Origin of the sequence: Fibrobacter sp. UBA4297 (assembly GCF_002394865.1) — a bacterium.
GTDB lineage: Bacteria > Fibrobacterota > Fibrobacteria > Fibrobacterales > Fibrobacteraceae > Fibrobacter.
Genome location: NZ_DGUZ01000017.1, coordinates 262,420 through 286,818 on the forward strand (window position 1 = coordinate 262,420; position 24,399 = coordinate 286,818).

A 24,399-nucleotide genomic window follows, 5' to 3' on the forward strand; every position below is an offset into this window, starting at 1 on the left:
CATCATTTGACGAGTTCACGTTCCAAGGAGCTTACCGTAAAAAAACTCTTGTTTACGGCTTCGTCGTATTTTAGGTCCTTGATTTCGTAGATTGTTTTGTGGTTTGTTTGGACGTTGGTCATGGTCATTTTCTGCGTTGTCCAGTAGCCCTTGATTTGCTTGATGTTTTCGCAAATGAGCGTTTTTTGGAGACGGTTCTGCTTGTCGTAATATTCGCCTTTGTAGGTGACGTAGGTTTTCTTGTCAACCCAGGTGACGCGGCGGCTTACTTTTGCTTTGGAATCCTTCGCTTTGGCTTCTAGAATCCAGCAATCGACTCCGTTCACTTTTTCTGAACCGAGAATAGCGAAATTGTCCTTGGAAAGGCTGCGGTTGCCGAGATCGTCGTACGTGAAATCGGTTCCCTGGAAGTCGTCATCTTTGCTGGAACCCGAAACGCGACGTACCTTTTTCATGGCGGGGAGGTAAATCCAGCTGTCGCTATCGACGGTGGAGCCGTCGGCCTTGTCGGGGTAGTCGTAGGAGAGGTAACTGATACCTGCGACATCTCGCGGTGTCTTGAAAACGAGTACCGTCTTGTCGGTTGTTCCCTCTTTCATGGTGTAAGACACGATTTCGCGGTTGCGGTTTTTGCCGTTCTTGTCCACCAGCGTGATAGAAATGATGCTGGAAGATGTTTTGCCGTTAGGCAAATCGTGGACTTTTTTGGCAATTTCGTTTGCCGTCTGTGCGAAACTTGTAGAAATCAACAACGCACTTGAAATGAGTGCTTTGAAAACAAAATTCTTCATGAAATTCCCCTTCTGAATGTTATAAATATATTACGGTTTTGGGTGGATGAAAAATTTTTTTCCCGAGTAAGTCCATTTTTTTTATTCCAACTAGGAATAGCAAGCTAGCTAACTTTTCTAAGTTTACCTCTGCAAATTGTCCTAACCACTAATCACTAACTACTGTTTACTGCTATGCTTGAATACGCTCCAGCAAAAATCAATTTGTTTCTCGATGTCATCCGCAAGCGCGAAGACGGTTACCACGATTTGGGAACGGTCTTCCAGACGGTTGATGCGGGCGATACCGTCGAAGCGACGCTCCGCGAAAATGGCGAAATCCATTTGACGTATAACGAGCCGCAGAACTATCCGCTGGAATCGGATCTGGTGTTCAAGGCGGCGAAAGCTCTCAAGGAATATGCCAATTGCGCTCTTGGTGCGGACATCCATCTTACGAAGGTTATGCCGCTGGGGGCCGGTCTTGGCGGTGGCAGTGCCGATGCCGCGGCGACGCTCCGTTTGCTCAACCGCCTGTGGAATTTGGACTATCCGTTTGAGGTTTTGGAATCTATCGGCGCTCGGCTTGGCGCCGACGTGCCGTTCCTCGTTCGAGGTGGAACTGCTTTTGCCGAGGGTATAGGCGAGCGTTTGACGTTCGTAAAACCGCTCGAACTCCCGGAGGGGGCCGCACTCCTCATTGCGACTCCGCTGGATTCTGTGCCGACGAAGGACGCTTATGTGGGTGTTCCGAAGTCTGGCCCGGACCGCTGGGAGCAGTACAAGGCCTCTTGGAATGCGCTGCAGTACCCGAGGTGCGGAGAACCTATTGTTGAACTGCCTTCGGACGAGGAATTGTTTGAACAGATGGTCAATCCGAACCTTTGCTTCAACGCTTTTGAGATTTCCGTGTTTCCGACGCACCCGCTTGTCGCCGAGATGAAGCAGAAATTCATTGAACTAGGAGCCGATGTCGCCTTGATGTCCGGTTCAGGGGCCTCTGTTTTTGGAATTTTCAAGACTCGGGAGCTTGCTGAAAAGGCTGCCGCTGCTTTGAAGTCGATTTCTCGCTACCAGACCGTGACCAAGTTCTGGCATAGGTAGAGCGACTTCGCCGCAGTTATTAGTTCGGAGTTACTAGTTACTAGGCAGGCTTTACCGCATCTTGTAGTTCTTGGTTACTAAAATTGTTTATATAGCAATCTCTAGTAACTACTAACTATTAACTAGTAACTCAATTTTACGGTTTAAGTCCTGGAAATTGCTTGTTTTTTTGAAATTTATGCACGTTTGTCTTTGACAAAAGGAACTTTTTTACTATCTTTGTCGCACCATTGGGGTATCGTCAAGTGGTAAGACAACGGATTTTGATTCCGTTATTCGTTGGTTCGAGTCCAGCTACCCCAATGAATTTTTTTATCTAATGGAGATAACACAATGGAACTCACAACGCTCAAAGCTACCTCGAGAGTGCTAGGTGCAAACCGTGCTAACGCCCGTTTGCGTAAGGCTGGTCAGATTCCGGCCGTCTATTATGGTAAGGGTATCGAAGCTAAGAACATTGCAGTCAGCGAAATCGACTTGCGCAAGGTTCTTGCTCCGGGCAAGCGTTACACGCTTCTTGACCTCGAAATCGATGGCAAGGCTGGCAATCCGGCTCTCGTCTACAGTGTCCAGAAGGACGCTCTCACCCAGAAGATCACGCACGTTGACTTCATCAAGATCGCTGATGACGAATTCGTTAAGGTTCGCATCCCGGTCAAGCTTTCCGGTCTCCCGGTTGGCGTGAAGACTCAGGGCGGTCTCTTCTCTCAGGAAGCTCGTTATCTCATGCTCGCTGCTAAGCCGGCAAGCATCCCGTCTGTTCTCGAATTGGATATCTCCAACTTCGAAACGAACGTGACCTTCTACGCTAAGGATTTCAAGCTCCCGGAAAACGTTACGCTTGCTTCTGGCCCGCGCACCGTTATCTTTACGATTTCTTCTAAGTCCAAGAAGAAGGATGCTGATGCTGCTGCTCCGGCTGCTGACGCCGCTGCCGCTGCTCCGGCTGCCAACTAATTCTGGCAACAAGCTGAATAGCGAATTTGAGACCTGTCCCCAATGCGGGGCGGGTCTTTTTTTATGCTTATGTTTAAAATTTTACGTTGAAAAACTAGTCCAAACGATTTGTTCGCGGGTGTATATATAACGGTAGAGAAATGTTCTCTATCGCTATACGGGGGCGTTCCCGCAAAAAGTAAAACATGATTGCTCGTTTAGTTGCTTTTCTCAGTAACTATAATTATATTGTAATTACACCACGAGGTTCTGCATGGACGTAGAATTTGAGTGGGATAAGCATAAGAATGAACTCAACCAAAAGAAACATGGTATTTCGTTTGAAGAAGCCAAATCGTGCTTTGAAGATGAACATGCTAGAGTATTCTTTGATGTAGAACATTCTAAAAATGAGGACAGATCTATTCTGATAGGCTTGTCGGAAAAACTCAGGACTCTTGTTGTAGTCTATACGGAGCGAAGTCTGCTTGATGCTGAGATTATTGTTAATCGAATTATCAGTGCTCGTAAGGCGACGAAAAAAGAATTCCAATACTATTGGAATGAACGAAAAGGAGATGGATTATGAAAAAGGAATATGATTTCGCGAGCATGAAAGCTGTAAAAAATCCTTATGCCACAGCATTGAAAAAGCAGATTACGATTCGCCTAAATTCGAGTACTGTTGAATATTTTAAGAACATGGCAAAAAAGGTTGGTATTCCCTACCAGACTCTTATTGATTCGTATTTGACTGATTGCGCCCAGAGCAAACGCAAATTGACCATGCATTGGAAATAATCAATTTTTATACAATCCCTGCGGACATGGTTAAAACTGCAGGGATTTTATTCATGCTGGTTGCATGAATATCTATATTTACCCCCAAAAAACAATGAATTGCTATAAGTAGTTTGAATATGTATCTTATCGTAGGTCTTGGAAATCCTGGTACTCAGTACTCGAATACTCATCATAACGCTGGCTTTATGGCGGTCGAAAAGCTTGCCGATTCTAGCAAGGACTGGAAATCGGAACACAAGGCGCTCACCATGAAGGTGAACATTGCAGGCGAAGAATGCCTCCTCGTGAAGCCGCAGACTTATATGAACCTCTCCGGCGAAGCGGTTCAGGCGCTTATGACGTGGTACAAGGTCAAGGTTGATCATTTGCTCGTTTTTAGCGATGATATTAATTTGGATGTAGGCCGTATCCGTTGCCGCAAGGATGGCAGCCACGGCGGTCAGAACGGGCTCCGCAACATCATTGAACATGTGGGCGACAAGTTCCCGCGCATCCGCTTTGGCGTGGGCAAGTGCCCTCCGAAATTTGACCTTTCCAACTGGGTCTTGGCGAAGTTCTCGCCCGAAGACCGTCCGAAATTCGACGAGGCGATTGCTAAAGTCCCTGCGCTGGTGGAATGCTACTTTAAGCTTGGCATCGAAAAGTGTATGGAACGTTATAACGGGAAGTGATTCCTTTCCCAACCACTAACAACTGTTTACTGCGAAACCGCCCGCTATATGCAACGGATGCAACAAAATCGTAATGACCTCGACTTGCGATGAGCTCGTCGAGGTTCTTTTTTTACCCTTAAATTATATATTTAAGACAAATGTTAAGGGGACAAAGAGTATGAAATTGTTTTGTTGCAAGGATGAGGCTTACTGCTATTTGGGCGCGTTGTTTCTGGTGGCTGTTTTGTTGACAGCTTGTGCTGGCGATAATAATGGTAATTCCATTGGTCCGGATGCTCAAAACGAAATCAGTTCTAGCAGCTTGTCGAGCAGTGCAGAACCTGGTGAATTTTCTCTTGACGCATCGAGTAGTAGCCAAAAGACTGCTGTTCGAACAATTCATGGCTTTGCTCAAAGAACGCCTTTTGTCGATGGTTCCGTTGTTCAGTTGACGGCATTGGATGAATCTACTTTGGAACCGATTGGGGAAACTTTTACAGGAATAGTGGATGGCGGATTTAGTCGCTATTCTGTTGAGGTTGATTCGCTAAAGTCTAGGTATGTTCAGATTTCGGTAACGGGGGATGTTCTGAGCTACTATAACAGTATGCCGGAAGAAAAAGAATATACTTTATATGCTATTACTGATTTGGATTCTCGTGATTCGGTAAACATAAATCTGTTGACTCATTTGGAATTTGATCGCGTCCGAAAACTTGTTCGTGATGATAAACTTTCGTTTGCAGAGGCTAAAAAGCAAGCCGAAAAAGAACTCTTTGAAATCTTCCATATTACGATGGAAAAAAGCAACGATGCTTACTTTGCCGAAGACTGGAGCCTTTTTGGAGATAGTTTGGGTGACCAAGCTTTGATGGGGTTGACCGTCATTTTTAATATATATAAAGCGACAATCTATGCTTTTTCAGATTTTTTTGCTAAGGATGGTAAAATTGTTAATGATACCATAATCTATAAAATGGCCCAAACGGCATTTAATAGTGGGGTTGTTAGAATTTCGGGAGATATTTATTTATCACCAGATTTGAATCGCTTCCGCTCTAGTTTCAATCGTTGGAAAAGTATTTATGGCACCAGTTTTGACATGAGCTCGGTTGCGTACCATGGTATGATTCCCGAATTTGAAGAGGTTGTTGAAAATTTTTGGCGTAGTGAGTTTGGTCTTGAAAAGTGCGATAAGGAACATCTAGGGACTGTTGGAAAAACGCGTTATGACGAATATTATACGTGTGCGCAGGATTTCTTGGTGGGTACGGTGACCAATTCAGAGTACTATTGGCGTGTTGCGAATAGTCTGGAGGCTAATTCTTATGGAATCAAATGCGATAGCGCGGATTATTTTATAACGCCGGGGGGTGTGAATTCTTCTTTGATTGTTTGCGATTTAGGCTCGTGGCGTTATGCTCTGGATGTCGAAAAACAGGTTGGGTTGTGTACAAATGAAAATGAAGGCTCGCTTGAAGATACGGATAAATATGGCTATGTCTGCAAGTCGAATAAGTGGGAAGTGTTTACCGATACGCTTGAAGATGAACGTGATGGCAAACGCTATGCCTATAGCAAGGCGGCTGGCCTTTATTGGATGATTGATGATTTGGGGAACACTACATTTGCGTGGGCAGATGTGCAGTGTCCAGAGGGGTGGAGGCTCCCGACTTTTGAGGATTGGCATAATTTGTGGGAAAAATTAGGTGGTTGGAGGATCCCATCAACGGACGGGCATCAAATGCATCTCATTGATGGGGCGCATTCCTTTAAAATGTGGTGGACATCCAGTGAATCTACGGAAGACGATTTGTTTGCCATTGCGTTTGTGGCTGAATATTCTCCAATGGACTATCTGCAAGCACAGTATTTTTCATTGGGTTCACGTAGTGAACTTAAAAGCCGCAAGAACAGTGTCCGCTGCGTGAAAGAACCCTAAAAGTTATTATATTGAAATTAAACTTTTGGTGGAGAAACGCATAATGAATAAAATGGTCATTATCGCTTTCGGTATGGGACTTTCGGTGGCTGCTTTTGCGCAGGATTTCTGCAGCTCGGCCAAACATACTGGTGCAAGCAAAAAAGTGAATGGAAACGAAGTGAGCTCGTTCAACGGTGTCGGTTACGAGCTTTGGTACGATAGGGCTACTTCGGGTTCGCTTACAATTTATGAAGACGGATCCATGGCATGTTCTTTCCAGAATGCTGGAGACTACCTTTGCCGTGCGGGGCTTTCGTTCGATAGCGACAAGAAGTATAACGAACTTGGCGGCGATATGCTTGCAGAATTCAAGCTCGTGAAGCAGAATATCAATGGTGCCGATTACTCCTATGTCGGTGTCTACGGTTGGATGGAAGAAGTTTCGAAATCCCCGAGCAAACTGGTCGAATATTATGTTGTCGATAACTGGCTGACGGGGTGGAGGCCTGGCGATTGGGTCGCTAGCCATAAGATGGGCGATTACACAATCGATGGTGCCAAATACTCCGTTTATTGGGGTGAACATACGGGGCCGGCCATCAAGACACAGGGCAATACGACTTTTTTGCAGTATTTCAGCATTCGTGAAAATGCCCGTGATTGCGGAGTCATTAATATTAGCGCTCACATGAGACAGTGGGAAAAGCTGGGCATGGAAATGGGTAAGCTCTACGAAGCCAAGGTGCTTGGCGAAGCGGGGAGCATGAGTAACGGCGTTTCCGGTACGGCCGATTTTCCGCATATAAAGGTTTATGTCAAAGGCGACGAAGTTCCGTCGTCCAGTTCTGTTGCTTTAAGTTCAAGTTCTGTGGCGTCGAGTTCGTCAAAAATGGTGCCGAGTTCGTCATCGGAGAAGGTAGCGAAATCTTCGAGCAGTGTTGGCGGTTCTTCGAGTTCGGGGACCGATGCGATTCCGTTTACGGTACAGTGCTTTGACAAGGCGGGGATTTATCAAGTGTTCGATATGCAAGGGAATTTCCTCGGCAAGGTTGAACTGAAGAGTGGTTTGTCGCTTAAGCAGGCTGTAGCAAACAAGTTTGCTCGTTCGTCCGTTTATCTGGTCAAGCGTGGGACCTTTGCCAAGACGATTGCTGTCGAGCGCTAATACATCGCTTCAATAAGCCTCGTTGTTACCCCGGAACATGTCCGGTATTTGCTCAGGATGGGGGTAGGTAGGCTAAAAAACTATTAAAAAATATAGCTTACAGATAAAGTAATTTGCTATATTTGTCTTTGTAAGACATCTGTTTATTTGAACTACATTAGCGGATAAAGGTACTCGTAAATCTGAAAACGACCTATTTTGCGAATAGGGTGAGATGTCAAACTAAAAGATTCGAATAAAAAGGAGTGTTTATGCATTTCCCAAAGGTTTTTATTTCCTATGCGTGGGATTCAGATAACTTTAATGCGTTAGTTCGGGGGCTTGCAGAGCGCCTAAGGAATAATGGCGTTGAATCTATAATTGATCAATGGGCTGTTCATCCTGGTGACCAACTTCCATTATTTATGGAACAATCTATTCGGGAATCTGATTTTACTTTGGTAATATGTACTCCAAAATATAAGTCTAAATCAGATTCCCGTATTGGAGGTGTGGGTTATGAAGGTGATATTATAACTGCTGAAATAACAACGGGCATAGAAAGACGAAAATTCATTCCAGTACTTATGAGTGAAAACTGGAAATGTTCGGCTCCTTCTTGGCTTCTTGGTAGTAGTTATATTGATTTGTATTCAAAAGACAATTTTGAATCAAATTTTGCTAAACTTGTTGCTACCATTAACGGAACCTTGTCTGTCCCCCCTCCTATTTCATTTGGAGACTCCAAGAGTAAATCAAATGATATCCCTGATCCAGCCACAGCTTTACAACTAGTGCTTGCTTCTTTAGGTTCCGGCAAATCATTATATCCAATTGCTGTTGATCCGAAAAAAGTTGGGCATTATGGACGTAATGCTTCGTCAGGTGGTGGGTTCTTTTATGATGATGTTTTAGAATACCGAGTGTGGGGGCATCCTCATGCTGGAGCTCCTGGAATAACAAACGGAGATGATTATTTATGTGCGTTTCCTACATTTGAGGCTGCATATGAATTTTCTCTAGAAAAAGGCTTTGAAGAACCTCTTGTATTAGTTCGGCAGCTTGAATGGATTAATGAGCCTAGTCCGGGAAAGTATGTTCATATGAAAACGGAACGAATCACCGAATGGTGTGTTGAATGTCTGAAAGATCATAAGAGAAAACCATGGTCAATTCCTAACTTTATAAAAGAAAAGGCTGGTGGATCTATTTAATCTTTCCTGTTTATCTTAGAAATAAACTTTCAAAATTCTTGTTTGAGTAATTCATTTTTGCAAATTATGTTACTTCGTTGAAAGCCGGGGCGTTACGGGCCGGCGTTTGAGGGCCCGTTCGAGGGGGTAGCGGAAGACCCGGCTGGAGACCCGTTCGACTTCGTGCTTTGCACTTCGCTCAGGGTGACACATACAGCCGGGGCTGTAGAGAGGGGGAGGCTTCCCCCTTTTTAAAACGCTAACGAATAACCACTTTTTTACACATTTCTAGCGGTTTAGAGCTAGGATTTGCGCGGGAAAATTACTATATTCAATGCGCAAAAGAGGTACTTTATGAAACTTTTGCCAGAAGCTTTGACGTTTGATGACGTCTTACTCGTTCCCGCTGAATCTTCTGTTCTTCCGGCCCAGACGGACGTGAGCACCCAGCTCGCTCCGAATATCAAGCTGAACATTCCTATCATCAGTGCTGCAATGGATACCGTTACGACGGCTCCCTTGGCTATTTCCCTTGCTTTGCAGGGTGGCCTCGGCATTATCCACAAGAATATGTCCATTGAAGACCAGGCCGAAGAAGTTCGCAAGGTCAAGCGCTGGCAGTCCGGTATTGTGACCAATCCGGTGACGCTTGATGCCGATGAACCGGTGTCTGCTGCTTTTGAACAGCGTGCTCGCAACAAGGTGAGCGGTTTCCCGATCCTTTCGAAGGGTAAGCTCGTCGGTATGCTCACGAGCCGCGACCTCCGCACCGTTAGCGACATGAACGTGAAAATCAGCACGGTCATGACCAAGGATCCTGTGACGGCAAGCCCGAAGGTGAGCCTTGCCAAGGCGAAGGAAATCCTCGCCGAAAAGCGCATTGAAAAGCTCCCGCTCGTGGACGCTTCTGGTGCTTTGAAGGGCCTCATCACGATGACGGACATCTTGAAGCGCGAAAACAACCCGAACGCAAGCCTTGACAAGAACGGCCAGTTGCTCGTGGGTGCTGCTGTCAGCACATCTGCAAATACTCTTGAACGCGTGGCTGCCCTCGTGGACGCAGGCGTTGACCTGTTGATTATCGATACGGCTCACGGCCACCACATCGGAGTGCGCAACATGGTGAAGACCGTTCGCAAGAAATATCCGAAGCTCACGATTTGCGCCGGTAACGTTTGCACGCCGGAAGCTGTCGAAGAACTCGCCAAGTGCGGCGCCAACATCGTCAAGGTGGGTATCGGTCCTGGTTCCATTTGCACCACCCGTATCGTGGCTGGTGTGGGTTACCCGCAGTTCTCCGCTGTTGTGGAATGCGGCAAGATGGCCCGCAAGGTCGGCGTGAAGATTATCGCTGACGGTGGCCTCAAGTTCTCTGGCGACATCGTGAAAGCTCTCGCTGCTGGCGGTCACGCTGTGATGGTGGGCTCTCTCTTTGCCGGTACCGAAGAAGCTCCGGGCGAAGTCATCCTCGCTGATGGCCGTAGCTACAAGAGCTACCGCGGCATGGGCTCTCTCGGCGCCATGAAGGCAGGTTCTGCCGACCGTTACTTCCAGGGTGGTGTTCAGGAACCGCGCAAGTTTGTTCCGGAAGGCATTGAAGGTCGTGTTCCGTACAAGGGACCGCTCCGCGACACCGTTTACCAGCTCATTGGCGGTATCCACTCTGCTATGGGTTATGCCGGTGCAGCTAACCTCGAAGAACTTTACAAGAAGGCTACGTTTGTCCGTATCACGGGCGCTGGCCTCCGTGAATCTCATCCGCACGATGTGACCATCACGAAGGAAGCCCCGAACTACCGCACAGGCGACTAATCGCTAAATGCCCGAGACTTAATCGGGAATGCGCGCCTTTTTGGAAATGTTTATTTAAGAGACCCGTAACTTGATGTTGCGGGTCTTTTGATTTATATTGGTGAAAAGGAGATGCTCTGTCATCCTGGAACGAAGTGACGGGATCGACGGGCATGACTGCAAGGTAGCGTTTTTTATGAATAAAAGGTCGCGTTCGAGTTGGTTGTTGGCGGCGGTGCTCGCAGGTTCGATTGCGTTGCCGTTTGCTTTTGTGGCATGTGGCGATTCGACTGATGGTGCGCCGGTTGCTATGGGCGAGGATTTATCTTCTTCCGAGATGTTGGCGGAATCTTCGTCTTCTCAAGAATCCGCGAAGCCATTGAGCAGCTCTGCGAAAATTTCTGCAAGTTCCAGCTCGGTGAAGTCCGAAAGTTCAAGCTCGGAAAAGCTTGCGGAATCTTCTTCTGAAAAGGTCGCGCAATCATCAAGTTCCAGTTCCGAGAAACCAGTGCAATCCTCTTCTTCCGAAAAGCCCGCGGAATCATCGGATAGCGGTGTTTGCACGAACTGCGATAGCTATACGGCGGCAGACCCGACGCTTGTTGAAAATGGCGGCAAGGGTTCCGTGACAACTTACGGGAGCATCACTGCGAAAGAGACGAGTCTCGGTGGCGCCTGCAATTACGGACAGACGAATATTCAGTATTATGCGGCAATCCATGTGAATGTCTCGCCGGGGGATGATAAAGGCCCGTGGGATGGCGGCATGGCTTGTGGCGGCTGCGTTCATGTGAAGGCAAAAACGCCGGATGGCTGGAAAGAAGTGACGGTACGCATTACGGACCGTTGCCCGGATGTAAACTGCGGCGTGGATTTGGGCGGTGCGCCCGCTAGCGATATCATGGGAAATCTTGTCGGCCGCTATTACGGCGAATGGGAATTTGTGAGCTGCGAAGGTGTTGAAGGCGTGTGGGGCGATTCCACATCCATTTGGGTCAAAGAAGGTGCAAGCACGTATTGGAGCATTATCCAGGTGCGCAATCCCAAGGATATGGTCAAGAAAATTGCTATTCAGGGAATGGATAGCGACGAAGACTACACGCTTGAAATGGTTGTCGGAACGGAAAACTTCTGGACTGTTCCGAAGGAAGTTCTGCAATCAGGAAAAAGTTACAGTGTAGTCGTCACTTATCGTAGCGGTACCGATGACGAATGGATTTTAAAAGGTTCTGATTTGACTGTGCCGGAAGCGAACCTTTATCTGTACGAACACCGTAAATAATGGAATCTTTTAATGTCATCCTGGAGGCCCAACGGGCCGATAGGATCCATACAAAAAACGGCGCCTTGATGGGCGTCGTTTTTTTGCGTTCAGCAAGAATTAATGAGAGTCGCGGCTTTTAAAGCCGCGCTTTTTTTACTTGTTCAACTTTGACGCCTATGGCGTCCGCTGCTGCGTTCGGTCATGCAGTCAAGTAAACTTGACTGCGCGACACTCACTTGGCAAGCTTTTCGGTTGCTTCGGCAACGGCGAGCAAGTCTGCTTCCTGGAACGGCTTGCCAATCCACTGGAGGCCAACCGGGAGTCCGCCTGCCATACCGCACGGAACGCTCACGCCCGGGAGGCCGGCGAGGTTCAAGCTGACGGTATAGATGTCGGAGAGGTAAACAGCCATCGGATCGGATTCGTTCATGCCGCACTTGAGCGGGAGACCCGGCATTGTCGGGCTCGCAATCACGTCGCAAGTCTTGAACGCTTCGGTGAAGTCGTCCGTAATGAGGCGGCGGACTTTCTGGGCTTGCACGTAGTAAGCATCGTAGAAACCGGCGCTGAGTACGTAGCTTCCGAGGAGGATGCGGCGCTGCACTTCTTTGCCGAATCCTTCGCTGCGGGACTTGGCGTAAAGGTCGAAGAGCTTCTTGGCTTCGGGACTGCGGTAGCCGTAACGCACGCCATCGTAGCGGCTGAGGTTGGAGCTTGCTTCTGCCGTTGCAATAATGTAATAGCTCGAAACTGCGTAGCTGATGTGCGGGAGGCTCACTTCCTTGATCGTGGCGCCTTCAGCTTCCATCTTCTTCAGCATGTTTTCGATGGCGGCCTTGCATTCTGCATCGAGACCTTCGGCAAAGTATTCCTTCGGAACGCCAATGACCTTGCCCTTAACGCCGGTGCCGAGCTTTGCGGTAAAGTCTTCGGTCGGGCGAGTGCTCGTGGTGTTGTCGTGCGGGTCAATGCCGCAGATGGCGCCGAGGAGCGTTGCGCAGTCACGAACGGTGGAGCCGAACGGACCAATCTGGTCGAGTGAGCTTGCGTAGGCGAGGAGACCGTAACGGGAAACGCGGCCGTAGGTCGGCTTTAAACCGACGACACCCGTGCAGGCTGCCGGCTGGCGGATAGATCCACCCGTGTCGGAACCGAGAGCGCAGGGAACCGTGCCAGAGGCGACGGCGACTGCGGAACCACCCGAGGAACCACCCGGAACGCGGGATTCGTCGAGCGGATTCTTGACCGGGCCGTAGTAAGAGGTTTCGTTGCTGGAACCCATGGCGAATTCGTCCATGTTCGTCTTGCCGACGATGATGGCGCCTGCGGCTTCGAGCTTTTCGAGTGCTGTTGCAGTGTAGGGGGCAACAAAGTTATCGAGAATCTTGGAGGCTGCCGTTGTGCGTGTGCCGGTCAAGCACATGTTATCCTTCACGGCGACTGGGATACCATCGAGGTCGCCCAGAGACTTGCCTTCGGCGCGGCGCTTGTCGCTTTCCTTAGCGCGTTCGAGAGCGCGGTCGTTCAGCACCGAGATATAGGCGTTCAAATTCTTTGTAGATTCAATTTTTTCGAGGGAAGCTTGTGCGAGCTTTTCGGCAGTGGTGCTGCCGTTAGCAAGTTGAGCCTGAAGTTCCTGAATAGTCTGCATTATCTTTCTCCGGACCATTTCATGATGTAAATAGCTAAACCCATGCCAACTGCACCTAAGGCATTCCCTTTGAAGCCAAAACCAAGTGCAAATTTGACAAAGTACAAATCAATGACGACGGGCTGCGGTGTATCGCCAGAAAAACCGATACTGAACTCGGGCCCTTCTGTAAAGAAGTGGTGTACAATGTTATCGTAGCCACCTGCGTTCAAGAGAACTCCAAGTTCGCCAAATAAAGCTCCGAGAGCTTCGCTCAAGATGCCACCTAAAATAAGGCCAACAAAAATGAAGAATAAGAGACGTCCTAGTGAGTTCTTGTGAGTCATGCCGCAAATATAGTATTTTGGAAATGAGTTACTAGTTATTAGTTACTAGTTACTAGGGGATTTTTATCTCTCGTCTATAATCTCATTAACCCAAATCAATATCGGGTGAAACCTGTATCGTGAAGTCGGGGTAAAGCTCAGCCACTTCTCTCTTGATTGTTTCAAGGGCTTCTTGGGCGTTCACGCCGAATTTGATGACCACGTCAAAACGCATTTCTTTGGTTTCGATATCTACATAAAAACCGTGCATCTGGAGCGCCCAATCGTGTGACTTGACTTTGTCTAAAATCGTGTCGCGGATTTTGGCGGATTCGTCGTTTTGTGTGTTGTAAGAGTAGACGCCGATGGCGGTGAGGATGACGCCTGTTTCGCGGTAGACCTTCTTTTCGATTTTGCGGGTGAGGGAGTCCAGGTCGGCAACAGTCATGGTGTCGGGAAGTTCCACGTGTACAGAGGCGAGTTTCTTTTCTGGGCCGTAATCGTTGATGACGAGGTCGTATGCACCATGGATGCCTTCTTCGCTGCGGATGAGTTCCTTGATTTGCTTGGTGAGTTCGCTGTCGTTTTGCTTGCCGAGCAAGTCGCTCACGGTGTCCTTCAACATTTCAAAGCCGGCCTTGATAATGAAAATGGAAATCAGAACGCCGACGTATGCTTCGAGCGAGAGACCCGTGAAAATGAAGATGAGTGCCGAGGCCAAAACGGAAAGGGAGAGGATGGCGTCAAAGAGCGCATCGGAGCCGGAGGCGATGAGTGAACCGGAATTCACGCGCTCGCCTTGCGATTTTACGTAACGCCCGAGGACGATTTTTACGACAACGGCGATGGCGATGATGACTAGTGAAACGGTGGAGTAGTCGGCATCTTCGGGGTGGATGATTTTTTTGACCGATTCCACGCAAGAGGTGATGCCCGCGTAAATCACGATGGAGGCGATGACCATGGCGGTCAGGTACTCAATGCGGCCGTAACCGAGCGGGTGCTTTTCGTTGGGCAATTTTCGCGAGAGCTTGTTACCGACAATCGTGATGATGGACGAGAGTGCGTCTGAGAGGTTGTTTACGGCGTCGAGAACGACGGCGATGGAATTTGCCATAAGGCCGATAACCGCCTTGACGCTCGCGAGAATGACGTTGGTGACAATCCCGACAATGCTAGTTTTGACGATGACCTTGTTGCGGTTTTCTTCGTTGTGCTTTTCTTCATTGCAGTTCTTTGCCATATGATTCTCCTACTAATTTTTCTTTGGATTATCGCTTTGCTCTAATCCCAAATGCTAACCTCGGTCATGCCAAAACAAGTTTTGTCGCGACTCTCGGCTTTCGCATTTGTCGTCTCTCGTCTATTTAATGCTCCAGTCGATGGGTTCGAGCCCTTTGCTGATAAGATAGTTATTAGCCTTGCTGAAGTGCTTGCAGCCGAAGAATCCGCGATAAGCCGAGAGCGGGCTCGGGTGCGGAGCGGTAAGAATCAGATGGCCGCGATTGGGCGCGATGAGCACTTGCTTTTTGATGGCAAAACTGCCCCAAAGCAAAAAGACGAGGTTTTCGCGAACCTGCGAAAGGCGCTGGATAATCGTGTCCGTGAATTGTTGCCAGCCAATGCCTGCGTGACTTGCCGCCATGTGGGCGCGCACCGTGAGCGAAGCGTTCAAAAGCAAAATTCCCTGGTGGGCCCAGCCTTCCAAATTGCCATGTGGTGGCGGTGTGATGCCGAGGTCGTCGTGCAGTTCCTGGAAAATGTTCACGAGGGATGGCGGCGGCTCAATTCCAAACGGCACCGAGAAGCAAAGCCCGTGAGCCTGACCCGGATTGTGGTACGGGTCTTGTCCAATGATGACTGCCTTGACTTTATTGACGGGGCAATAGTCGAGGGCTGCAAAAATCTGCGGTCCAGGAGGATACACCACGTGATGCTCCGCGTGTTCCTGCAAGAGTTTCGCCTTGATTTGCTTAAAATACGGCTGTTCGAACTGGTCGGCGAGCAGTTTCAGCCAAGATTCTTCAAGTTTAACGGACATAGTATAGGTTGTAGGTTATAGGTTTTTAGGGGCGGCTCCGCCGCTTGTCATGCCCGCGGAGGCGGGCATCTCCTTTACAGGATTCGCGAGTATCGCTATTTTCTCGCCGTCGAGGCGTGTGTAGAATAGTGTTGCGCTGTTTTTGCCTTTGGGCTTGAGGCGCTTGATTTCTTGGTCGGGGTCGACTTTGACGCCTCGCAGCTTGAGCGTGAGTTTTCCGATGTCGTGCGATTTGAGCATCGCGCGGACGGCGCCTGTCGAAATCTCGGACGATTCCAAAATCTCGTAGTTGGCGAAAGCGGGGGTGTGGAGCGGTTTTTCGCTCGTCACGTAAGCGATGCCCGGCGAAATCAGATGCGTGGTTTCGTCGTGGGCGAGGGCGACCACTCCAAAGAGGTGGCTGCGGAGCAACACCGGCGCGGGTTCTGCGATGAACTTTGAAATCCCGCCAAGAGGCAAGTCGGATTCGCTGCTTGATGTGCGGTAAACGCGGTCGCGCCCTTCAAGTTCGTAGTTGTGGTCGTATTGCGATTGTTCGCTCTCGTTGCGGACTTCGCGTTTCTCGTCGCGGGCGAACGTCCAGTCGGCAATTTCGTTCCCTGATTTATCGACCATCACGGCGCGGACGTGGTCTGGATTTTGGGCGAGTTCGCCGAACAGCACCAAACATTCGCGGCAGTCCGTGCGGGAGCCAATGTACAGGATTTCTGTGCCTCGCGGAATTTCGCAAATGGGGTAGCCAGGCGGAATTTTAGCCATGCCGCCTTTGTAGTGCTTTGCGATTTCGACAACTTCTTCGAATGTGGGCGTGAGATTGCGCAGGTCGCGCTGGTTTTCGCCTTCGATGGCGCGGCGGGCCGGGTCAATCGTGAAGTAGTCTGCTTTGGGGCGGTCGAGCGTCGTGCTCCTGGAATCGTTTTGCAGGGCGACTTCGCGGACATCGGCGAGGATGGTATGTGCGTTGCTGGCTTCTGGTGAAACGCCTCGCATCACGCAGCTGTTGTAGCGGTACATTGCAAGTCGGTTTTCGTCGAGGTCAACGCCAATTGCAGTCAGTTCCTTCGGCAAAAAGAAGGAATCGCCTCCCATGCCGCAGCAAAGGTCGTGTACGACGGGGGCGGAACCTCTGCGGTTGCTATTTTCGCTGGTGTTTTTGTCTGCGGAGTCGTTTGCTAGGCGTGCGCATTCCCAAAGCGTGGCTTTCCAGCGTCCGATATCTTGCGCGGTGCTCTGTTCCAGCGCTAGTTTGTCGCAAAGGAGGAACGCGGTACTCTCGATTCCGAATTTTTCGCGGAATTTCGGCACAAGCGCCATATAATCCATAATGGCGGCTCGTTCTTCGTTGCTGAATTCCTTGGCAAGTTGCGTCGAAACTTGCAATGCATCCCATTTTTTCTTGGTTGCAAGCTTGATGAAATCCTGAACTTTAGCCGAAGTGAGTAAATCCGCGTTGAACATGCTAGAAATTTAATTTTTATGCGGGAATTTTACAATTTAAAATTTTGAGGAATGGCGATTAAAATGTATTTTTATAGAGTCATTCCTGTGAATGTATAGCGTGAAAATGTCATTCCTGCCTCCGAGCAGGAATCACCTTTTAGAAGGGATTGGGTTGGTATGAAGTTTTTGAAAAATCTTGCGGCGTGCGTGTCTTGCGCTTCTGTTGCTTTGCTAATGCAATCTTGTGGTGACGATACGGCTTTGTCACCTGTTTATGCTTTAAGTTCTTCGTCTGCGCAGGAATCGTTAGAATCTTCATCGAGCGTGCCGGAGTCCTCGGCTCAAGAATCGTCGTCATCTTTTGAAAATTTATCATCTTCAGGCCAAGATGTAGGTGGTTCCTCGTCCTCGGAAACTTCTTTGTCGGCAGGGACGGAATCGTCTTCAGCCGTGGCGACATCGTCTGCAGTAGAACCGACGTCGTCTGAAACGTTGCAGAGTTCCTCCTCGTCCGAAGCTCAGTCATCGGTGGCAGAATCCTCGTCATCGCAAGCGATCAGTTCTTCGGAAACACCTAGTTCATCTTCTGCACAACCTATAAAAATTGATTTCTACAATGGCGCCGATATTTCAGAAGTCCAGGAATACGAACGAAATAATACGAAGTTTTACGATGTTGATGGCAAAGAAAGCGACATCTTCACAATCCTGAAAAATCACGGATTTAACTCCATTCGCTTGCGCACGTTTGTGTCGCCCAAGGCAAAGTACGGCTATGCGGCAAGCGGTTGTGGTCACGATTCCGAAGCGTATGGTGACAAAGACCATGTTGTTGCTTTTGCCAAGAAAGTCAAGGCGGCAGGCATGGGTCTCCTCGTGGATATCCATTACAGCGATGTCTGGGCGGATCCTGGCAAGCAGATTATCCCCGAACGCTGGCGTAACGTGAATAATGCCAATGCAATGGCGGATTCCGTTTACGCATACACCAAGGACTTGATGCTTGCTCTCAAGAATGCGGGGGCAACGCCGGACATGGTGCAGGTTGGCAATGAAACAACGCCAGGCATCTTGATACATAAGCCAAACAGTAAAACGGACTGCTGGGGTAATGGCGTCGATAAGGCGGCAACTTCCGTCAATGGCGACATGGGGACCGCTGCGGGCAAGGCGAATGCCGCCAAGTATTTCAATGCGGGCATCAAGGCCGTCAAGGAGGTCTCTCCGTCTACGAAAACGGTGCTCCACATTGAACGCATCCGCCAGGCCGAAACTGTAAAATGGTGGATGGGCGTCATCTTTGACGAGTATAAAATCCCCGCTGACGTGATGGGGTTCTCCGCTTACACAGCATATGGTGACGGCACTCCCGACAAGTGGAGTAATTTGTTCAATACGATTACAACAAAGTATTCTAAATTTGAATTTATCGTTGCAGAATACAATGGCGGTGATGCCGATAACCATTATAATTTTGATAAGTCTCGCCAAAAGACTCGTGAATCTGTCCGTGAAATGAATCGCTGGATTGGAACATTCTTCTGGGAACCGACTATCGGCGGCGCGTGGGGCGCAGGGCTTTTTGACTGGCGCGGTAAAGACCTTTACGCCAACAAAGACGCTTTCATGGAGTTCTTCTAGAATTTTATTCCTGTTTTTAATTGAGTTAAAAAAAGACGTGCTTTTGCGAGCACGCCTTTTTGTAATATTGGAAATCGTAGATTACTTTACAACTCTGTAGGTCTTTCCGTTAACGATGACGAGGAAGTTGCCTCTGCTGTTGATGCGGACTTCTTGCATGGGGGTGGTTGTCTTTGCGGACTTGAGTACGCGGCCATTTAGGTCTGTCACGGCGAACTTGGTGCCGACTACAGCGTTTTCTATGACGATGGTGCTATTGGTAGACCAAACTTTTATGTTGTTTGTAAATCTGATGTTGGAAACGATGGCGTCTGTTGAATCATTTGCCGGATTCTGCTTGGCATCGGGCTTCGCATTCACCTTGTAGAGCTTGCAAGATTCAAACGAATAGAACGTCGTATCTTTTTCAATCTTTACGCCATTGTGTTCGTTGGCGCAGACTTCCTTTTCGGTGACTTCTGGCTTCGGCTTCCAAATCTTGAAGGTGCCGCTCAAGTGGAGCATGGCAAGGTAATGCACCAGGCCATCGTAGTAGCGGTACTGACCTGTCATGAACTTAGTATCCCATGCCAACTCCAAGTTTTTCTTGACGGCGGCATCGTATTTGGAATCGTTAATCAAAGCCATGGCCGCAACGGCATTTGCACCGGCTTCGCCCTGCGTATACTGTTCCTGTGGATTAGAGCCATCCCAGTTAAAGCGGGCGTGCTTGTAGCCATCCTTTTCAAAGAAATCGATAATGCGGCGGGCCATTTCTTCTTGACGAGCAGAATCCACACCGAACAGGTAGTAGTCCATACCGAAGTTCATAGCGCAGCGCATGGCGTCGTACATGTACTTTTCGGCGTTACCATTGTAGCTTACGCCGTGCGGGGTTCCGTCAAAGTTGTTATAGTCGCTGAACAAGCCGGACTTCGTGTTAGAGGACTTGTACAAATGATCGCGCGTTGCCTTCGCGGCCTTAGACCACTTGTCCTGATTGGAGGTGGACCAACGGGCGAAAAGATCGACGTATGCCGGCAAGTCGTAAGACGGGTCAGAGAAGTTGTTTTCGTTACCCTGCGGCTGGAACGTAATCACGTAGTGCTGCGGATTGAAAAGGCTATGCTGGCCGTTGTCCCACATCTTTTTCAAGATGTACTGGGCATCTTCCATGTACTTGCTGTCGTTCCAGCGGTTGGCTGCAAAAAGCAAGGACATCATAAAGTACATTTCGCCATCCGGCGCGCAGTTATCATCGCCACCAGAACCGCTGTCATTACGCTGCCATGCAAAGTAGCCGTCCCAGCCACCGCCCTTGTGCCACATGTGGTTCTTCGCCCAGTTCCAGAGTTTGTCGAATTCTTCCTTGTGGCCAGTCTGCACGGCAATCATCATACCGTAGGACATGCCTTCGGAGCGGACGTCGTTGTTGTTGATATCCTTGATGTAGGCTTCGTTACCCCTGTCATAATAAACCTTGGAATTATCATCACCCTTAAAGTAGTGATTCCAGAGGTCATCCATCTTTTCCTGAATTTCTGCATCGGTCTTACCCAAGATTGTCTTGAACGGGCTCTCATAATTACCCGTGTAATAAGCACCGGAATAGTTTTTTTCATCGCAGTCCGGGCCGTAATAGGCTCCGTTTTCGTCAAAGAAATTACCTGCGGTATCAGCTGCAGTGGCCATCGCGGCACTGAACAGCAAGGAGAGAGAAAAAGAGGAAAGGTTTAGTGTTTTCATAGCTGAAAAACTAAACTTTTAGGGAAAAATGTTAAGTCATTTTGGGAAAAAGCCTATGTAAAGGATTACAACAAAAATGGCTTAAATTAGGGAATAAAAGTATGTATATGGATGTTGTCGGTTTTGTTATCTATTTTTTTACCGAGAGCGTCAAAAAAAACTTTTTGATTATTTAGTCTCGAAGTCTCCTGCCGGGAATTTGTGATGCGCTTCTTATGAATGTCGCGGATTCCTGTTGTTTCTTCGCGTAACACAACGGCAATGCTGTCGAGAATTGGATTTCCGACGCCTTCGATGTAGTCATGCGAAACTTCCCAGACCATGATACCTGCGTAACCGTTCTCTTTGACCCAACGTGATTTGACTGCGGATGAATGTGGGTCTTCGAAGGTGACGTATCCGGTTGAAGATACACCGTAGGGCTCCACGGATATGCTGTCGAAATGGAATTCCCAGGCGCTGTTTGCTACAATGTCCTTGTACGGTACTTGCTTGGCGGAGCCTTTGGTAAAGTCTGTGCCGGGGCCAGTTGCGCCCTGGAATTCAAAGCCGAACGAGGGAATGCCGAACACCATCTTTTCGGTGGGCACGCCGCGTTTTTTCCAGTAGTCGCGAGTTTCTTCCCATGACCATGTGGTGTAGTCTTCGTGTGGGTAGAGCGGCGAATCGAACATGGCTTTTTCGTCCCAGTCGCCTGTGATGTCGTAGGTCATGAACCCAAACCAGTCTAAATTCTTGATGAGGACTTCGGCATTGAACCATTTTCCGTAATAGGGCGAGCAGGGGAGTGCTGCCGAAAGGCTTTTGTCTTTGGGGAGGGCTTCGCGGAGCTCCGTGAGTAATTTGCTGTAAGCGATTGTGTCCGCTTCGGGCACGGGATTGTATTCCCATTCCCAGTCCATGTCTAGGCCATCGAGATTGTGGTCGGCGACGAATTGCACGAGGTTTGCGACGAATTTTTGACGGAGTGCATCGTTCGATGCAACAGGGACGAAGTTTTCGCTTTGTCCGCCACCGCCGAGCGAGACGATGACTTTTGTGCCGGCAGCGTGGGCGAGCTTTACCATTTCGTCTAAAGCGCTCGGGTCGTCTGCGGCATCGCCACGCAAAGAGCCGTCCGTGTTTGGCGTAATGAAACTCCACAGCACGTGTGTTAATTTGTTGTACGGAACTTTATCTACAGTGTAAGCGGGCTTGTGCCATTTGCCCCAGTCAGGGTAGTAACCGATAAATAATGGGGTGGCTTGAGCATGGCAAATCCCGGCGAGAGAAAAAAGCGAAACCGCGATGAATGTTGCAAAAGCATGTGAAATTTTATTCTTCATCTTTAAACTCCAAATAGATAACTCCTAATATTATCAATTAACTTCCTACTGCCTACTTCCTACTGCCTGCTATTTACGCTTCAATTCCACCACGTAATCCGCGGCGTCAACAAAGTCTTGTGCGTGTTCTATGGCGATGACTGTGTGGCCTGCGTTGCAAAGCCCGTGAATGAGGCCGAGCAACTGCTGAATGTCCTTTTGATGGAGTCCGCGAGCGGGTTCGTCAAAGAGGAATAGCGTGTTGGGCGCTTTCGCTCTTGCAAGGGTAATGGAAAGCCTGAGTCTCGCGCGTTCGCCGCCGGAGAGGTGGGCTGTAGTTTGTCCGAGACGCAAATATTCGAGGCCTGTATCCACGAGCGGTTTGAGCTTTTCGGCGAACGGCTTCATGTTCGTGAATAGCTTGTACGCACTGCCGATTTCCATGTCCAAGATGTCCGCGATGGAAAGCGACTTGAAGCGGACTTCCAAAACTTCGTCGCGGAAGCGTTTGCCAAGGCAAACGGGGCATTCGGATTCTTCGTAGCCGAGCGGATCGTAAATGACGCCTTCGCCTTTGCAGTTTTCGCAGCGGCCGCCGGGGGCGTGCGTCGTGAATTTGGATGCTGTATAGCCGCGCACCTTGCTTTCGGGGAGCTTTGCGAACAAGTCGCGGAGCAGTGTAGTGAGACCGATGGCACTTGAAACTGTGCTGCGTCTGCTCCCGTGAAAGTCTCCGGTCGTGAGGATGGAAAGTGCGTCGATGCCGAGACTCTTGAATTCTTCTGCTTTGGCGCGTTTGGCGATGTTTTCAAAAAGGAGTGTTGATTTTCCGCTGCCGCTTTGGCCCGTAATCACGCTGAATTTATTGAGCGGGAAGGCGGCGTTCACTGGAGCCATGTCGAACTTCGCGAAATTTTCGACGAGGATTGCTGGGTTTTCTTTGGTGTTCTGGATTGCCGCCGAGCGGGAATCTCCTCTCTCGTCTCTCGTCTTTGTACTTTTGCATTGTTCCTCGCAATGACAACCTACATTTCTTCCTACTTCCGGCTTCCTACTTCCTACTGCTTTGATCCACCTTCCCGTGGGCGATTCCGGATTTTCTAGCACTTCGTCGCGGTTGCCTTGGAACAGAATCTCGCCGCCTTTTTCGCCTGCGCCGGGGCCCATTTCGATGATGTAATCGGCTCGGCCGATGATTTGCGGATTGTGTTCGATAAGTACGAGCGTGTTACCGCGTTTGCGAATTTTTTCGAGGACTTTCCAAAGGGCTGCGACATCTGTAGAATGCAAACCGCTGGCGGGTTCGTCAAGCGCTATCAAAAGACCGTTCAAGTGCCCGGTGCTGAGGCTTGCAAGCTTGAGTCTTTGCAACTCTCCGCCCGAAAGCGTTTGACCCGTGCGCCCTGGCGTGAGGTAGCCTATGCCCAAATCGTTGATGGCCTCGATGCGGTCAAGCAACGAATTGAATGTCGCCTTTAAATTCTGCCCGATTTTATCGTCAAAAATTTGGTGCAGAAGCGCGGGCAATTCTGCAAAATTCGTAGTGAGAATTTGCTTGTAACTAACGCCGTTAATCGTTGCGTTCAGGTACGTTTTCTTGAGTCGGAACCCATGGCAATGCGGGCATTCTGCGTTTTCGTCCTCGTCGCTTTCAACATCGGATTCGGCGCGACCTTTGCGGTGGCTTTTCTCGTTCCCTTTTGCGTTGACTTTATCCCTTATTGTGGAAACATCTTTATCGGAACTTTCCTGAACGATTCCCGTGCCGTCGCAGTATTCGCAGACGCTGGTGCGGCTGTATGGCGAGAACGCGCGTGCGTCCAGGCTGGCGACGGTTTCGTTTGACTTTTGCGATTCGTGCAGCTCATCGCCTGCGTTCGGGCAGCATGGCTTTGTACTGTAAAACTTTTGCTCGCCCGCAATGTCAAGCGTGATTGCAGAATGTGTAAGCTTTAATGTGCCGTCAACCGCTTCGGCAATTCGTGTGCGTGTGTTTTCGCGGACGATAATTCTATCGACGATGATGAAAAATTCTTTGGGCGTCAAAACCTTTTCGCCAGGGAGCAAGTCTGCAAGCGAATACATAGTGCCATCGGCAATCGCGCGTGTAAAACCTTGCGCCAAAAACACCGCAGAAAGCTTATCTAACGTTATGCGACTCTTGCCCTGCGCTTTCTTTTTGTCATTCTCGGCGCCTGTCCTCGCTTGACGGGGATGACCGGGAATTTCCTTCTCCGTTTCAATCTTCGCTAAGAACTGTAGCTTTGTCCCAACGGGCATCCCTGCGATTTCGCGGATAATTTCTTCCCGGCTCTGGCTCACCATCGGAGCTCCGCAAATGGGGCAGGCAGGCTTTGCGAATGCAGCAAATAATGTTCGCAAGGCGTTGTCGCATTCGGCGATTGAAAGTGCTGTTGCTTTTGCAGGAGCTTCGCCACGCGTGGCGGCAATCGCTAAACTCGCCGGAAGTCCTTCGGCACTGTCGATCGGAATTGTTCGCTTGCCTCCGAGCAAATCTGCGGCGAACGGCGAGAGCGTTTCGAGATAGCGTCGCTTGCTTTCGCCATGGAGCGTGTCCATCACGAGCGTCGATTTTCCGCAACCCGACGGCCCGCACACAACCGTAATTTTCCCCAGCGGAAACTGGGCGTTGACATTCTTTAAATTATGGAGTCTGCAACCGCGAATCGAAATGTAATCAAGCATCGT

The 24,399-nt window shown here is 49.1% G+C and carries 20 protein-coding genes and 1 tRNA gene; 12 read left to right on the top strand and 9 right to left on the bottom strand.

Features of this window, described 5'->3' with window-relative positions:
• Window positions 1–2: 2 nt before the first annotated feature.
• The gene (locus B3A20_RS09380) at window positions 3–791 is read right to left on the bottom strand and encodes an outer membrane lipoprotein-sorting protein (RefSeq protein ID WP_290763945.1); all 789 of its coding nucleotides are present in this window, start codon (window positions 789–791) and stop codon (window positions 3–5) included.
• 174 nt (window positions 792–965) lie between these two features.
• Here B3A20_RS09380 and ispE point away from each other — a divergent pair, with 174 nt between their 5' ends.
• The 11 genes from ispE to B3A20_RS09435 all read left to right on the top strand — a co-directional run bounded on the left by ispE (window position 966) and on the right by B3A20_RS09435 (window position 11,601).
• Window positions 966–1,874, top strand: a complete 909-nt coding sequence (ispE, locus tag B3A20_RS09385) for a 4-(cytidine 5'-diphospho)-2-C-methyl-D-erythritol kinase (protein WP_290763947.1) — start codon at window positions 966–968, stop codon at window positions 1,872–1,874.
• 231 nt (window positions 1,875–2,105) lie between these two features.
• Window positions 2,106–2,177: transfer RNA gene (locus B3A20_RS09390), tRNA-Gln, on the top strand.
• Between the two features lie 30 nt (window positions 2,178–2,207).
• Window positions 2,208–2,831, top strand: a complete 624-nt coding sequence (locus B3A20_RS09395) for a 50S ribosomal protein L25 (RefSeq protein ID WP_290763950.1) — start codon at window positions 2,208–2,210, stop codon at window positions 2,829–2,831.
• A 253-nt stretch (window positions 2,832–3,084) separates the two neighbouring features.
• Window positions 3,085–3,399 (top strand): BrnT family toxin, encoded by a 315-nt coding sequence (locus B3A20_RS09400; RefSeq protein WP_290763953.1) that lies wholly within the window; start codon window positions 3,085–3,087, stop codon window positions 3,397–3,399.
• Complete coding sequence (locus B3A20_RS09405) at window positions 3,396–3,611, top strand: BrnA antitoxin family protein (RefSeq protein ID WP_290763956.1); 216 nt, start codon at window positions 3,396–3,398, stop codon at window positions 3,609–3,611. Before B3A20_RS09400 ends, B3A20_RS09405 begins: the two co-directional genes overlap by 4 nt.
• A 119-nt stretch (window positions 3,612–3,730) precedes the next feature.
• Window positions 3,731–4,285, top strand: a complete 555-nt coding sequence (gene pth / locus B3A20_RS09410) for an aminoacyl-tRNA hydrolase (protein ID WP_290763959.1) — start codon at window positions 3,731–3,733, stop codon at window positions 4,283–4,285.
• 160 nt (window positions 4,286–4,445) lie between these two features.
• A complete protein-coding gene (locus B3A20_RS09415; RefSeq protein ID WP_290763963.1) occupies window positions 4,446–6,209 on the top strand; it encodes a hypothetical protein in 1,764 nt (587 codons plus the stop codon).
• A gap of 43 nt (window positions 6,210–6,252) precedes the next feature.
• A complete protein-coding gene (locus tag B3A20_RS09420; protein ID WP_290763966.1) occupies window positions 6,253–7,356 on the top strand; it encodes a glycoside hydrolase family 11 protein in 1,104 nt (367 codons plus the stop codon).
• 251 nt (window positions 7,357–7,607) lie between these two features.
• On the top strand, window positions 7,608–8,549 hold the full coding sequence (locus B3A20_RS09425) for a toll/interleukin-1 receptor domain-containing protein (protein WP_290763970.1): 942 nt from the start codon (window positions 7,608–7,610) through the stop codon (window positions 8,547–8,549).
• A gap of 333 nt (window positions 8,550–8,882) precedes the next feature.
• Window positions 8,883–10,340, top strand: coding sequence for an IMP dehydrogenase (gene guaB, locus B3A20_RS09430; protein ID WP_290763972.1), 1,458 nt, complete (start codon window positions 8,883–8,885; stop codon window positions 10,338–10,340).
• A 175-nt stretch (window positions 10,341–10,515) separates the two neighbouring features.
• Complete coding sequence (locus tag B3A20_RS09435; protein ID WP_290763975.1) at window positions 10,516–11,601, top strand: expansin-like protein; 1,086 nt, start codon at window positions 10,516–10,518, stop codon at window positions 11,599–11,601.
• Window positions 11,602–11,815: 214 nt separating this feature from the next.
• On the opposite strand, the gene gatA is transcribed toward B3A20_RS09435, so the two are convergent.
• The 5 genes from gatA to B3A20_RS09460 form a co-directional block, all read right to left on the bottom strand.
• On the bottom strand, window positions 11,816–13,234 hold the full coding sequence (gatA, locus tag B3A20_RS09440) for an Asp-tRNA(Asn)/Glu-tRNA(Gln) amidotransferase subunit GatA (RefSeq protein ID WP_290763977.1): 1,419 nt from the start codon (window positions 13,232–13,234) through the stop codon (window positions 11,816–11,818).
• The gene (locus tag B3A20_RS09445; protein ID WP_290763979.1) at window positions 13,234–13,560 is read right to left on the bottom strand and encodes a DUF4321 domain-containing protein; all 327 of its coding nucleotides are present in this window, start codon (window positions 13,558–13,560) and stop codon (window positions 13,234–13,236) included. Before B3A20_RS09445 ends, gatA begins: the two co-directional genes overlap by 1 nt.
• Window positions 13,561–13,645: 85 nt before the next feature.
• A complete protein-coding gene (locus B3A20_RS09450; protein WP_290763982.1) occupies window positions 13,646–14,782 on the bottom strand; it encodes a cation diffusion facilitator family transporter in 1,137 nt (378 codons plus the stop codon).
• Window positions 14,783–14,902: 120 nt separating this feature from the next.
• A complete protein-coding gene (ung, locus tag B3A20_RS09455) occupies window positions 14,903–15,580 on the bottom strand; it encodes a uracil-DNA glycosylase (protein ID WP_290763984.1) in 678 nt (225 codons plus the stop codon).
• 15 nt (window positions 15,581–15,595) lie between these two features.
• Entirely contained in the window at window positions 15,596–17,038 is a 1,443-nt protein-coding gene (locus B3A20_RS09460) for a class I SAM-dependent methyltransferase (protein ID WP_290763987.1), read from the bottom strand.
• Between the two features lie 159 nt (window positions 17,039–17,197).
• Here B3A20_RS09460 and B3A20_RS09465 point away from each other — a divergent pair, with 159 nt between their 5' ends.
• Window positions 17,198–18,661, top strand: coding sequence for a glycosyl hydrolase 53 family protein (locus tag B3A20_RS09465; protein ID WP_290763990.1), 1,464 nt, complete (start codon window positions 17,198–17,200; stop codon window positions 18,659–18,661).
• Between the two features lie 81 nt (window positions 18,662–18,742).
• On the opposite strand, the gene B3A20_RS09470 is transcribed toward B3A20_RS09465, so the two are convergent.
• From B3A20_RS09470 to B3A20_RS09480, 3 genes are all read right to left on the bottom strand, one after another.
• Window positions 18,743–20,386, bottom strand: coding sequence for a glycosyl hydrolase family 8 (locus tag B3A20_RS09470; protein WP_290763992.1), 1,644 nt, complete (start codon window positions 20,384–20,386; stop codon window positions 18,743–18,745).
• Between the two features lie 86 nt (window positions 20,387–20,472).
• The gene (locus tag B3A20_RS09475; RefSeq protein ID WP_290763994.1) at window positions 20,473–21,711 is read right to left on the bottom strand and encodes a glycoside hydrolase family 18 protein; all 1,239 of its coding nucleotides are present in this window, start codon (window positions 21,709–21,711) and stop codon (window positions 20,473–20,475) included.
• A gap of 69 nt (window positions 21,712–21,780) precedes the next feature.
• Complete coding sequence (locus B3A20_RS09480; RefSeq protein WP_290763996.1) at window positions 21,781–24,396, bottom strand: ABC transporter; 2,616 nt, start codon at window positions 24,394–24,396, stop codon at window positions 21,781–21,783.
• Window positions 24,397–24,399 lie beyond the last annotated feature (3 nt).